The sequence below is a fragment of the Corynebacterium sp. UMB10321 genome (assembly GCF_030228725.1).
GTDB lineage: Bacteria > Actinomycetota > Actinomycetes > Mycobacteriales > Mycobacteriaceae > Corynebacterium > Corynebacterium pseudogenitalium.
In genome coordinates this window covers 123,411-135,168 of the sequence record NZ_JASOZC010000006.1, presented here as the reverse complement: position 1 = coordinate 135,168, position 11,758 = coordinate 123,411, and the positions used below count along the sequence as shown (strand labels likewise).

The 11,758-nt window shown below is 58.2% G+C and carries 15 protein-coding genes; 7 read left to right on the top strand and 8 right to left on the bottom strand.

Annotated features, from left to right (window positions below; translation table 11 throughout):
* Window positions 1-582: TetR/AcrR family transcriptional regulator (locus tag QP752_RS07570; RefSeq protein WP_284805165.1), on the top strand; the 582-nt coding region annotated here is incomplete at its 5' end.
* Complete coding sequence (locus QP752_RS07565; RefSeq protein ID WP_284805163.1) at window positions 576-2,114, top strand: MDR family MFS transporter; 1,539 nt, start codon at window positions 576-578, stop codon at window positions 2,112-2,114. The genes QP752_RS07570 and QP752_RS07565, both read left to right, overlap by 7 nt.
* Window positions 2,115-2,130: 16 nt before the next feature.
* Here QP752_RS07565 and QP752_RS07560 read toward each other — a convergent pair whose 3' ends face one another.
* The 3 genes from QP752_RS07560 to QP752_RS07550 form a co-directional block, all read right to left on the bottom strand.
* On the bottom strand, window positions 2,131-2,682 hold the full coding sequence (locus tag QP752_RS07560; RefSeq protein WP_070479325.1) for a GNAT family N-acetyltransferase: 552 nt from the start codon (window positions 2,680-2,682) through the stop codon (window positions 2,131-2,133).
* Window positions 2,683-2,752: 70 nt separating this feature from the next.
* Window positions 2,753-3,361 carry an LGFP repeat-containing protein gene (locus QP752_RS07555; protein ID WP_070362758.1) on the bottom strand — a complete coding sequence of 203 codons (609 nt, stop codon included), beginning with the start codon at window positions 3,359-3,361 and terminating at the stop codon, window positions 2,753-2,755.
* Window positions 3,362-3,410: 49 nt separating this feature from the next.
* A complete protein-coding gene (locus QP752_RS07550) occupies window positions 3,411-4,121 on the bottom strand; it encodes a LysR family transcriptional regulator substrate-binding protein (protein WP_070362759.1) in 711 nt (236 codons plus the stop codon).
* A 23-nt stretch (window positions 4,122-4,144) separates the two neighbouring features.
* On the opposite strand from QP752_RS07550, the gene QP752_RS07545 reads away from it, so the two are divergent.
* Window positions 4,145-4,504: a DUF5997 family protein gene (locus QP752_RS07545; protein ID WP_070362760.1), complete on the top strand. Its 360-nt coding sequence runs from the start codon at window positions 4,145-4,147 to the stop codon at window positions 4,502-4,504.
* Between the two features lie 3 nt (window positions 4,505-4,507).
* Here QP752_RS07545 and glyA read toward each other — a convergent pair whose 3' ends face one another.
* On the bottom strand, window positions 4,508-5,800 hold the full coding sequence (gene glyA, locus QP752_RS07540; protein WP_070976188.1) for a serine hydroxymethyltransferase: 1,293 nt from the start codon (window positions 5,798-5,800) through the stop codon (window positions 4,508-4,510).
* 188 nt (window positions 5,801-5,988) lie between these two features.
* Between glyA and coaA the strand changes: the two genes are divergently transcribed.
* On the top strand, window positions 5,989-6,924 hold the full coding sequence (coaA, locus tag QP752_RS07535) for a type I pantothenate kinase (protein WP_070362761.1): 936 nt from the start codon (window positions 5,989-5,991) through the stop codon (window positions 6,922-6,924).
* 14 nt (window positions 6,925-6,938) lie between these two features.
* Here the strand turns inward: coaA and QP752_RS07530 are convergent, their stop codons facing one another.
* Genes QP752_RS07530 through mca form a run of 3 tightly spaced genes read right to left on the bottom strand, consistent with a single transcriptional unit; the run spans window position 6,939 to window position 8,996 of the window.
* Window positions 6,939-7,709: an isoprenyl transferase gene (locus tag QP752_RS07530; protein WP_070363549.1), complete on the bottom strand. Its 771-nt coding sequence runs from the start codon at window positions 7,707-7,709 to the stop codon at window positions 6,939-6,941.
* A 45-nt stretch (window positions 7,710-7,754) separates the two neighbouring features.
* Window positions 7,755-8,057, bottom strand: a complete 303-nt coding sequence (locus tag QP752_RS07525; RefSeq protein ID WP_284805157.1) for a hypothetical protein — start codon at window positions 8,055-8,057, stop codon at window positions 7,755-7,757.
* A 30-nt stretch (window positions 8,058-8,087) separates the two neighbouring features.
* The gene (gene mca, locus QP752_RS07520; protein WP_070362762.1) at window positions 8,088-8,996 is read right to left on the bottom strand and encodes a mycothiol conjugate amidase Mca; all 909 of its coding nucleotides are present in this window, start codon (window positions 8,994-8,996) and stop codon (window positions 8,088-8,090) included.
* Window positions 8,997-9,111: 115 nt separating this feature from the next.
* On the opposite strand from mca, the gene QP752_RS07515 reads away from it, so the two are divergent.
* The 3 genes from QP752_RS07515 to QP752_RS07505 all read left to right on the top strand — a co-directional run bounded on the left by QP752_RS07515 (window position 9,112) and on the right by QP752_RS07505 (window position 10,788).
* Complete coding sequence (locus tag QP752_RS07515; protein WP_070362763.1) at window positions 9,112-9,576, top strand: DUF4307 domain-containing protein; 465 nt, start codon at window positions 9,112-9,114, stop codon at window positions 9,574-9,576.
* Window positions 9,577-9,683: 107 nt separating this feature from the next.
* The gene (greA, locus tag QP752_RS07510; RefSeq protein WP_070362764.1) at window positions 9,684-10,205 is read left to right on the top strand and encodes a transcription elongation factor GreA; all 522 of its coding nucleotides are present in this window, start codon (window positions 9,684-9,686) and stop codon (window positions 10,203-10,205) included.
* 52 nt (window positions 10,206-10,257) lie between these two features.
* Entirely contained in the window at window positions 10,258-10,788 is a 531-nt protein-coding gene (locus tag QP752_RS07505) for a hypothetical protein (protein WP_070362765.1), read from the top strand.
* 136 nt (window positions 10,789-10,924) lie between these two features.
* Here the strand turns inward: QP752_RS07505 and QP752_RS07500 are convergent, their stop codons facing one another.
* Entirely contained in the window at window positions 10,925-11,755 is an 831-nt protein-coding gene (locus tag QP752_RS07500) for a Bax inhibitor-1/YccA family protein (RefSeq protein ID WP_070362766.1), read from the bottom strand.
* Window positions 11,756-11,758 lie beyond the last annotated feature (3 nt).

The following is an 11,758-nucleotide window of genomic DNA, read 5'->3' as shown; positions in this document are numbered from 1 at the left end:
CGCGAAACACGGCAGCGAATCTTCGATACAGCTGCATCGCTTGTGGCACGCGACGGCTATGACAATGTCACAGTCGAGGAGATCTGCCAAGGTGCAGGCATTTCACGGCGGACGTTCTTCAACTACATGGACTCAAAAGATGACGCTGTGCTTGGTCCCTTCCCTCTCGAGTTCACCAGCGAGAGCTTTGCACGCATTGCTGATGAGTCGTCCACGAACATGTTGTCCCTGGTAATCGATGCAATGGAAGAATCAGGTGCCGAAGATCGAGCCGAGGATGCCTGCCGAATCCAGCGGCTCATGCAGGACAACCCATCGTTGGCAAACGCGATGCTGGCCCGCAAACGCGATACGCTACGACACCTCGAGCAGGCTGTGCGTGAGCATTTTGCGAGCCACCCCGAAGACCGCCGTCTAGATGTCACCATAGAGGCAGAAGCCCGAATCGTTGTGGAACTTTTTCGGACAACGCTTGTGCTTTATGCGCGAAGCCTTCATTTCCAAGAGGAGGGTTCGCCGAAGGAGCAGGCTCGTAGCGTAGCTGCCGTCGTCACGAAGTATGCAAAGGAGTTGCAGTGGTAAACAACACTAAGCCACACGTTGGCCTGATCTTTGGAGCGCTACTCATCACGATGCTGATGAGCTCATTGGGCCAGATGATTTTCTCCACTGCCCTGCCGACGATTGTCGGTGAGCTTGGTGGCGTAGATCACATGAGCTGGGTGATTTCGTCGTTCCTGGTCACGATGACAATCGCGATGCCAATTAATGGCAAGCTCGGTGACAGGGTCGGACGCAAGTGGCCTTATATTGGCTCGATTGGCCTGTTCGTCATTGGTTCCACCTTGGGTGGGCTTGCACAGTCAATGCAGCTGCTCATTATCGGGCGCGCCGTCCAAGGCTTTGGCGCTGGCGGCATGATGGTCAACTCCCAGGCAATCATCGCGGAGGTGGTTCCAGCTCGTAGCCGTGGCAAGTACATGGGTGTGATGGGGGCAGTATTCGGCGTTTCTTCCGTGCTTGGCCCCGTGTTGGGCGGCTGGTTTACGGATGGCCCCGGCTGGCGTTGGGGCCTTTGGATGAACATCCCGCTGGGGCTTCTCGCGATGACGGTCTGCACAATCGTGCTCCACCTACGCAAGGGGTCGCGGTCAGCACAGAGCATCGACTGGCTGGGCACCGTGCTCATGGCGGTTGCCACGACTTCTCTTATTTTGACCACAACGTGGGGTGGCACTCAGTATGAGTGGTCCTCGCCTATCATTTTGGGTATTTCCTCGCTTGCGGTTGTCGCTGCAGCGCTGTTCGTCTTCGTTGAGCTGCGCGTACCGAACCCGCTCATCCCCATGCACTTGTTCCGCAATCGCAACATGGTCTTGACGACGGCCTCCGGAACCGTGCTGGGACTGGCTATGACCGGTGCGCTTGCTTACCTGCCTACCTACCTGCAGATGGTGCACGAACTCACGCCAACGAACGCGGGGCTGATGATGCTGCCAATGGTCATCGGCATCTTGGGCACTGGCACTACCGTGGGGTTCATTATCGCGAAAACGGGCCGCTACAAGGTCTACCCGATCATCGGTGTGGCCATCGTTTCGGTCGGACTCTTCCTCTTCTCGCAGCTCGAAGTGTCCACACCGCTGACCACGCTGGGTATCTACATGTTCATTTTTGGGTTCGGACTCGGCTTAGTCATGCAGGTACTGGTACTTATTGTCCAGAACTCGTTCCCACTAGCAATGGTCGGTACTGCAACAGCGACGAACAACTTCTTCCGACAGATCGGCTCCGCGATCGGTGCGTCGCTTATTGGTTCGCTGTTCATTCACAATATGACGGAGGAGCTCGCGGAACGCCTGCCAAAAGCATTGGCCTCGATGGCCCCTAGCGAGGCAGCCCCTTACGCCGAGCAATTCTCGAGCGCCGGTGGGCACAACTCCCTCACCCCGCACGCGGTTGCACAACTGCCTGACGTACTGCGCGACGCCGTCCTTAATAGTTACAACGACGGCCTGACCCCAGTGTTCTTACTGATGGTCCCATTGGCCGCCGTTGCGTTGGTGCTGCTCTTCCCGGTCCGGGAGGACCCGCTGAAAGAGACGCTGGACTAGGAACGATGAGGCGTGACTAGACCTGGCTTTTGCCTGGTTTCTTTTCTCCCGGCTTCGGCAACAGCAGCTCGTAGATGTCCGAGTCACGCCACTGGCCTTCCCGCTCACCGTAGGACATTTTCGCCATGTGATGGAAGGTGCCAACTTTCTCAAACCCGCGCGACTTGTGCAGCCCTGCCGATCCTTCGTTTTCCGGGAAGATCCACGAGTGAATCGACCACTTATCAAGTTCGATGCACGTCGCGATGAGCTTGTCTAGCAGCGCACCGGATACCCCCATGCCGCGCGCATCCGGATGCACGTAGATGGAGTCTTCAACTACTCCATGGAACACGCTTCTCGACGACGCCTTCGCCGCAGCTACCCATCCGAGCACACGCGAGTCATCGTGTTCATCAACGGCAACAAACACCGTTTCCATGATCTTCGCCCTGGAAAACTGCTCCCATGTCAAGCCGCGCGTCTCGTAAGTTGCGTTTCCGGTACTCAGACCCATCTCGTAGATGCTACGCACCTGCGGGTAGTCTTCTGGCCGGATTGGTCGAATGGTAAACCCTTTTTTGGTCATAAAAAACATTGTCCTCATTGGTCACACATCGTGCAACCAACGGGGACAAAAGCCGTTGTAGAGCTACAAATTACTTCTCGATGATGTTTGCAGCGAACGCGCCGGTGTCGTTGTTTTCACGAGTCCACTCGATGGTGCCGTGCTCGAACTCCTGGAACCAGCCAGATTCATTTGGAAGTGGGGTCTCGGCTGCGGTTGGGAAGCCAACCTTGTCCATAACGCCTTCATTCGTCAGCCACACGTTAGCAATTTGGCCCCAGATCGGAGCGCCACCGGTGTTTTCATTCCAGGCGACGTGGTGGTCATTGTCAAAGTCAACGATCCAGCTGCCATCGTGCTCCGTAACCTTCATCGGCTCGCCCCACTCCGAGTCAGCGTACTGGCCGATTGCCTGGACCAGACCGGTTGGAACCTTGACCTCTTCACCGTCTGCGGTAGTCAAGGAGACAGACTCCGTAGAGCCCTCTGCACCATTAGCGTCGGTGGCGGTCTCAGCAGCAGTCTCCGTCTCGGCTGCCTCTGTAGCTGTCTCGATGTTGGTCACCGTTGCGGTGCCGGAAGCACCATCCGCAGCGGTGGTAGCAGTGCTATCGGCGCCCTCTCCGTCAGAGCAAGCAACCAAGCCTGCGGCCAGAGCGGTAGCAGCAACGGCGGAAGTAAAAACCTTCTTGTAATTCATCAAAATTTCCTTTCGTTGTTGAATTTGTCTGGTTTCCATTATGCAAATTTCACTTTCGCCGCCTCCGTTTCACCCCCGTTCGGGGTGTTTTCCCGGCCGCACCCTTGCGCTTTTTCCCACGTTTCGTATATAAGCGTTTGCCCTGCGCAGCACGGGAGTCTGACACCTGTTTGCGCCGCCTCGTCCCAGCAGTCGGCTCACTCCCCCTCGACGAGCGAGCGGTGCGCCCTTTTGCGACGCCCACAAAGTCCTGGATCTCGTCACCGTCGTCGGCTTTCCGCCACACCAATGCAATCTCAGTTTCAACCAGCGGAGCGTGCCAAACTTCCAAACACGCGATCTGTTTCTTCGAGAGCACCTTCAACAACGGCAACGGGGCCAATGCCACGCCAACGTTTGCCGCAACGACCTGCAATGCACCACGAAGCTCTTCAAGTGACGCCTCCGGCTGGTAGACCCAGTTGATGATTTCGCCTTCGAGGTCCGCGTAATCGACGCGCTCCCCAAGCTCTGCAAACAAAGAGTCCTTGGGCACGGCAACGCCGGGAGCCTCGGTATAGAGACGGACCACGTGAAATTCATCGGTAATACGGTCATCGGGCAGGCGCATCAGCGCCAGCGATGTAGAAGTCGTCTCGTCCAGGAGATCAGCGAAGGGGTCGTCGACACCTTGCGTATCGAGCGAGTGCGGTGTGGACTGTGCGAAGCGTTTAAACCACTTCCCTGGCTCTGTGCCGGTGACGAAAGCAAGCGATAGCATGGCACAATGCTACCGTTTGGTGTATGACTACACAGAAGCCATCCGGAACCGCGATGAAGGCCGCGACCGCCGCGAAGAAACTCGGGATCTACCTGCCAGCGACGCCGCAGGAGTTCCAAGACAATGCCGTGACGCACGCGCAACTGCGCGAATTACAGAACAATCCCCCAGAGTGGCTGCAGGAACTGCGCCGCAATGGGCCACACCCCCGCCCCGAGGTGGCGCGCAAACTCGGGATCTCAATCACCGCACTCAAAGCAAACGACATGGACAAGCCGCTCACCACTGAGGAGATCAACGAGCTGTTGAAAAACCAGCCGGAATGGTTGAGCTCGGCCCGCACCACTCATTCAGAGCAGCGCCAGGCCGAGCAGCAGCAGTAGCTCTTAGAGCATCTTCCAATCTTCGAGGCCCGGGTAGAGCGGGAACCGCTCCGCCAGCGCGTCTACGCGGGCGTGCAGGGCGTCGACGTCGGCGTTCTCACCCTGGATAAGCGCCTCGGCGATAATTTCCGCAACTTCCTCGAACTCTTCCTTGCCGAAGCCGCGGGTCGCCAGCGCCGGGGTGCCAATACGCAGCCCCGACGTCACGGCTGGCGGACGCGGATCGAAAGGAACGGCGTTGCGGTTCACCGTAATGCCAGCCTTATGCAGCAAATCCTCTGCCTGCTGGCCATCCATCGCGGAGTTACGCAGGTCCACTAGCACAAGGTGGACATCGGTGCCGCCGGAGACGACGTCGATGCCGGCTTCCTTGGCGTCTGGCTGGGTCAAGCGCTCGGCGAGAATCTTTGCGCCCTCGAGCGTGCGCTCCTGGCGGTTACGGAAAGCCTCCGTCGCGGCGAGCTTGAAGGCGGTAGCCTTCGCAGCGATCACGTGCACCAGCGGGCCACCCTGCTGGCCTGGGAACACTGCGGAGTTGAGTTTCTTGTGCAGCTCGAGATCGTTGGTCAGGATGAAGCCGGAGCGTGGTCCACCAATGGTCTTGTGCACCGTGGAGGACACAACGTGTGCATGAGGCACCGGCGACGGGTGCAGACCAGCAGCAACCAAGCCAGCGAAGTGCGCCATATCGACCCACAAGTACGCACCAACCTCGTCTGCGATCGAGCGGAACTCAGCAAAGTCCTCGTGGCGAGGGTACGCGGACCAACCCGCGATGATCACCTTCGGCTTGACCTCGCGCGCCTGTTCACGCAGCTTCTCCATGTCGATGGTGCACGTGTCTTTTTCAACCTCGTACGCAGCGACGTTGTACAGCTTGCCGGAGAAGTTGATCTTCATACCGTGCGTCAGGTGGCCACCGTGAGCGAGGCTGAGGCCCAAGATGGTGTCGCCCGGCTCGCACAGCGCCATCAACACAGCCGCATTCGCCTGCGCACCGGAGTGTGGTTGCACGTTCGCGTATTTCGCGCCGAAGAGCTCCTTCGCGCGGTCGCGCGCCAGGTCTTCAACGACGTCGGCGTGCTCGCAGCCACCGTAGTAGCGACGACCTGGGTAGCCTTCGGCATATTTGTTTGTAAACACCGAACCCTGTGCTTGCAGCACTGCTCGCGGAACGAAGTTCTCGGAGGCAATCATCTCCAGCGTGTTTCGCTGGCGCGACAGCTCCTGAACGATCGCTTCGTGAACTTCGGGGTCAAAAGTAGCGAGATCCTGGTAGCGGAGGTCTTCAGACACGTGCACCGGGTCCTTTCAAGATCAGACAGTCAATCATGTTATAGCTCATGCCCAGGCACACCTACGCCTGGCACTGCTATGCAGTATAAGCATCAGCGCTACGAAAGAAGTCCACTTTATTCAGGAACTTCAGAAGTATCTGTACCTGAGTTCCCCGGCACGAAACAACAAATGTAACAATGTTACGCATGGCGAAATCTCCCCGCACTTCGGATTCGAGCCCTTATTTGGACTTTCACCGCGACGATTGGCGGCACCGACGTGCGCAAATGCCACAAGTCTTGACGGAGGACGAAGTAGCCAAGCTCAGTGGTATCGGCGAGAACCTCGATATGCAGGAAGTTGAAGACATTTACCTTCCGATCTCTCGCCTGATTCACCTCCAGGTACGGGCCAGACAAAAACTTACGAAGGCTACAGAGACGTTTATCGGTGATGACCCAGGCCACGTGCCATTCATTATCGGGATTGCGGGGTCGGTGGCCGTCGGCAAGTCAACGACTGCCCGTGTACTGCAGGTGTTGCTACAGCGTTGGGACTCTCATCCTCGAGTGGACCTCATCACCACCGACGGGTTCCTCTATCCCAGCAAAGTGCTCAAAGAGCGCAACCTGATGGACCGCAAAGGATTCCCGGAATCCTACAACCGGCGCGACCTCATGCGCTTTGTCACCGAGGTCAAGTCGGGTCAACCACTGGTCAAAGCGCCGATATATTCTCACTTCGCCTACGACATCATCCCAGGCGAGTTCATTGAGGTCCGCCAGCCGGACATCATCATTCTCGAAGGGCTCAACGTCCTCCAAACCGGCCCGACCCTCATGGTGTCCGACCTCTTCGACTTCTCAATTTATGTCGACGCCCTCACCACCGATATTGAACGCTGGTACATCGACCGCTTCATGAAGCTTCGCAACACCGCGTTTCGAGAGCCCGGCGCGCACTTTGCGCACTATGCCGACATCGATGAGGCGCAGGCCCGTCACAAGGCACGCGATATTTGGCAGTCCATCAACCTGCCGAACCTAGTGGAAAACATTGCTCCCACCCGTATCCGTGCCTCGCTCGTGCTACGCAAAGGCGCCGACCATTCAGTGCAGTGGGTCCGCATGCGCAAAATGTAGCGCCAGGTAGCTGCCTACTTGCCGAAGCGACGGGAGCGCTGCGAGTACTCGCGCAACGCGCGAAGGAAGTCAATCTTGCGGAACGCGGGCCAGTACGTGTCCGTAAACCAGATCTCGGAGTACGCCGCCTGCCACAGTAGGAAGCCGGAGAGGCGCTGCTCCCCCGACGTCCGGATCACTAAGTCTGGATCGGGCTGACCTGAGGTGTACAGGTGCTGCGACACGGACTCGACGGTCACTGCGTTGACCAGTTCGTCCACGCTGCAGCCGCTGGCAGCGGCGTCGCTAATGAGGCTGCGAACGGCGTCGACAATTTCTTGCCTGCCGCCGTACCCCACCGCAATGTTGACGGTCAGGCCAGCTTTGCCTGTGGTGGTGTCGGCAGATCGGCGCATCCTTTCTGCAACCTCATCCGGCAAGAGCTCCAGGTGCCCTACGAGCCGAACCTTGCAGGAGTAAGACTGCGTCGCAAGGTCCTCGATCACCTCGGAAATAATGTCGAACAGCAGCTCAACTTCTTCCGAAGTCCGTTGCAAATTCTCCGTTGATAACAGGTAGATCGTAACGACGTCCACGTCCATTTCCGCCGACCACCGCACAAGTTCGCCGATCTTCGCCCCACCCACCCGGTGGCCATGAGAAACATCGGTGAACCCAGCCTCACGGGCCCACCGTCGGTTGCCGTCCGCCATGACCGCGATGTGCTTCGGGCGTTTCTTGCCCTTCAGCTCACGCTTCAGGCGCGCTTCATACAGCGGATACAGAATTTTTTGGAGGCTACTCACGGACCCAACCTTACTCACCAATCAACGGTATGTATGTTAGATGCCTTAGATCCAACGCTTCTTCCGGCGATCAAGCACACCCGCCTCCGCCATGGCCTTATCCAGCGCCTCCTGGTCAAACGGGTCGATTCCGTGCTTCTCAGCGAAGAGGCTGCGACGGCGGAACCGCGAGTACCGGCGATGGAACGCAAACCCCAGAGACAAAATGACCACAGCCAGCATCACCAACAGCAACAGGCCGAATGGCGAAGCCTTGCCAAAGTCAGGCCCCACCGGGTTTTCCTTCGGCGCCTGCGCCACCAAGTAAGCAGAGGTGTTGATAATCGCTGCGTGTTCTGTCGTCATCATGTGTATTTCGTCTTCCTTGTGCTGAAAATGTTAGCGCTCTTGCCCGAAACCTTCAGCGAGCGCGTCCGCGGTCTTCGGGTCAATACCGGCGAAGAGATCATCTTCCGGCAACGTTGATGCTACGCGAGTTCTGGCCAACTCAAACTCTTCTGTCGGCCATACCTCCTGCTGGTCCTCAACTGGGCTCGCCAAAAACGCGCCCGCCGGATCAATCTGTGTCGCATGTGCCGTCAGCGCTGCTGCACGCTGGGGGAAGTACTCCGCGCACTCCACCCTTGTGGTCACGCGACTCATCACATCCGCTTTGTTTTCTTCCCACCGCTGAATCATCAGCTCGTACGGGCTCTTCTTTCCCTGCGCGTACAAGCGGTCCTGCAGAAGACGCATCCGCTGCAGGATAAATCCATGGCTGTAGTACAGCTTCAATGGCGTCCACGCCTGCCCTGCTTCAGGAGCAAAGGATGGATCTCCCGCCTTGTCCCAGGCCAGCATCGAGATTTCGTGGACCATCAAGTGGTCGGGGTGCGGGTAGCCACCGTTTTCGTCGTAGGTAATGATGACATGCGGCCTGAACTCTCGAATCGACTCGACGAGATGCGCCGTCACTGCCTCCGGGTCTTGGGTCGCGAACGAGCCTTCCGGCAGCGGGGGCAGCGGGTCGCCTTGTGGCAGACCCGAGTCTTCGTACCCCATCCACTGATGTTCCACGCCGAGGGCCGCCGCGGCCTCCGCCATCTCCTGCTCCCGGACCTCGAGGATGTTCTCCAGCACGCCCGGCCGATCCATCGCAGGGTTCAAGATGTCGCCTCGTCGCCCGTCAGTACATGTGACGACGAGCACCCGGTTCCCCTCCGATGCGTATTTTGCCATCGTTGCTGCACCTTTAGAGGACTCGTCGTCTGGGTGTGCGTGGATCGCCATCAAGCGCAAGCCGGCCACTATTCCTCCTAGAACTTCTTCGGGGCCTGATTCCGTAACTTCGCGCCATCTTAGTACCATTGGAACGGATTGCAGCTACAGCGTCATCCAGCGTCATTCAGCGAGGTAGGTAACCGTGACTTCTCCCAGTCGCCCAACATCCCGATACGGCTCCAGCACCACCCCGACAGCCACGAAACGCAGCAACGCCGCTGGCCGGATCGTCGCGCTGATCGCCATCGGCCTCGTCGTCGTGCTGCTTTACAGTGTCTTTGACTACTTCAAGAAGCAGGAGTCCCGCACCGTCACTGCGGATTTCATCTCGCTCGAAGCTGTTGACGACAACACCACACGCATGTGGATCGATGTATCACGCAAAGACGTCGAGGCCCCTTCGTACTGCATCGTCACTGCGGTCAACTACGCGCATGCCGAAGTTGGGCGTCGAGAAGTAGTACTCCCCGCAGGCGGGCAGGAGCTCGAGCGGGTCGCCGTCGAACTACCGGTGCGCGAGCCGGCAGTCTCAGGACGTGTCTACGGCTGCTCGGACAATCTGCCGTTCTACATGGACCCCACCAGCACCTTTTACGACGCCCGCTAAGCCTCACCAGTGCACCACCTGCGCGGCAGCTGTGCTATTATCCGCCTGGTAAAGTTGCCCGCCAACCGGCGGGCTCGTTTGACATATATAGGGAAGGTTTTTACCTGATGGCGCAAACTCAGCAGCAGTACATCACCCCGGAGATGAAGGCCAAGCTTGAAGCTGAGCTTCAGCAGCTCATCGACAATCGCCCTGTCATCGCAGCCGAAATTAACGAACGCCGTGAAGAAGGCGACCTCAAGGAAAACGCTGGCTACGACGCCGCGCGTGAGCAGCAGGACCAGGAAGAAGCTCGCATTAAGCAGATTTCCGAACTGCTGGCTAACTCCACCACGGAGCGCTCCGGCATCGTCGAGGGTGTAGCCCACGTAGGTTCCGTCGTGCACGTCTACTACAACAATGACGAAAATGATAAGGAAACGTTCCTGATCGGTACCCGCGCGGCTTCGACGGACAACGAGGACCTGGAGACCTACTCGGAGAACTCTCCGCTCGGCGCAGCCGTAGTCGGTGCTTCCGAGGGTGAAACCCGCACCTACAACGCCCCAAATGGCCGAGAGATTTCGGTAACAATCGTCTCCGCAGAACCGTATGATTCTGTTAAGGCTTCCACGCCACGGGCGAAGTAGCCTGTCTACGCCATCGGCGTTATCCGTGATCGCTGACATTGAAGGAATTCCTGTGAATAAGTTCTTTTCCCGCAAGCTAGTACTCACCAGCGTGGTCGCACTCGGTGCTGTGGGCTTGACTGCCTGCCACCCACCACACCAAAACCCGTCGGACCTGAAGGTTGATACGGCACAAAGCCAGGACCCAACTTCGCTTCCTGGTGAGCGCGCGAAGGCAACCCCGACGAACGTAACCGATGCAGCAGGCGCTACCTCTGAGGCTGCAGTCACCGAGACTGTCACCGCTATGGGTGCTTCGGACAAGACCCCACTGGTCAATAACTGCGGCAGCGTCGGCCTTGAGCGTCCAGCTTCGCTGACTCTCAACTGCAGCGACCAGAACGATTTCCTCCAGGACATCGTGTGGGATACCTGGTCTGAGCAGCTCGCGCAGGGCACCGCTACCCGCACCACGGTCAATCCGAACCGCGAAATCGAAGATGTGCAGGTTGTCCTGGGCAACCCAGACATCGTAGATGGTGTGCTCGTGTTTAAAACCATCACCGTTGACGGCACGTCTATCAACCCTGAGGGTGCACGCTAAGTACGCTGAATACAGCAATTAGCTCCCTGCCCCGGCCCAGCGATGTTGTTGGCCGGGGCGCTTTTGAGCGCAACTAGACAAAAATACCCGGCCTCACAGTCGTGGGGCCGGGTATTTATTGCAGTGAGCGCGTGCGCTATCGCTGTTGGAAGTAAGACAGCAGGCGCAGGATCTCGGTGTAGAGCCACACCAGAGTCACTGCCAGGCCAAGTGCAACGCCCCAGGCCGCCTGCGATGGGGCGCCCATGCGCACCAACTTATCGGCGACGTCAAAGTCCTGCAGGAACGCAAGTGCGCCCAGCACGATGCAGACCAGGCTAAACACGATGGCGATGGTGCCACCACCGCGAAGCGGATTCATGCCTGTAAAGATGCTCAACAAGAGGTTGCCGACAACCAGGATGAGCACGCCGAAAATGGCTGCGGTGAGGATCCGATTAAACCGCGGGGTAACGCGAATGGCACCGGTGCGATAGACCACAAGCATGCCCGCGAAGACACCGAAGGTGCCCAAGATCGCCTGGAAGATTAACGCGCCTGCGTCCGCGCCGGCGACACTGAACTGCCCGGTGATGGCGAATGAGAACCCACCAAGGAACAGGCCCTCAGCAGCCGCGTACGCCAGGGTAATAACTGGGGAACCGTACTTTTTGCCAAATGCGTGAATCATCACGAGGACGAAACCGGCGACGGCACCGACCAGCGTCAGAATGCTGGCAATGGAGCCGTACCCACCGAGGTACAGTCCGAAGTTAATTACTGCAAAGGCGACAATTACGGCAAGGGTAATGCCGGTTTTAGTGACAACGTCGTCAACCGTCATTGGACGGTCCTCAGACACGGTTCCCGCCGATGCACCCATGGGTGCTTGCTCGTACGGGTTCGCGGCACCGTACCCCTGGTACCCAGTGCCACGTTGGGAATCTACTCCCTGCAGAGTTTTCAATACAGGGTTGTTGCTACTCACGGA

Bases quoted from the DNA above. Each gene is read 5' to 3' on its own strand.
- QP752_RS07560 (WP_070479325.1), bottom strand. From the start codon at position 2,682: ATGACCAAAAAAGGGTTTACCATTCGACCAATCCGGCCAGAAGACTAC.
- QP752_RS07555 (WP_070362758.1), bottom strand. From the start codon at position 3,361: ATGAATTACAAGAAGGTTTTTACTTCCGCCGTTGCTGCTACCGCTCTG.
- QP752_RS07550 (WP_070362759.1), bottom strand. From the start codon at position 4,121: ATGCTATCGCTTGCTTTCGTCACCGGCACAGAGCCAGGGAAGTGGTTT.
- QP752_RS07545 (WP_070362760.1), top strand. From the start codon at position 4,145: ATGACTACACAGAAGCCATCCGGAACCGCGATGAAGGCCGCGACCGCC.
- coaA (WP_070362761.1), top strand. From the start codon at position 5,989: ATGGCGAAATCTCCCCGCACTTCGGATTCGAGCCCTTATTTGGACTTT.
- QP752_RS07525 (WP_284805157.1), bottom strand. From the start codon at position 8,057: ATGATGACGACAGAACACGCAGCGATTATCAACACCTCTGCTTACTTG.
- greA (WP_070362764.1), top strand. From the start codon at position 9,684: ATGGCGCAAACTCAGCAGCAGTACATCACCCCGGAGATGAAGGCCAAG.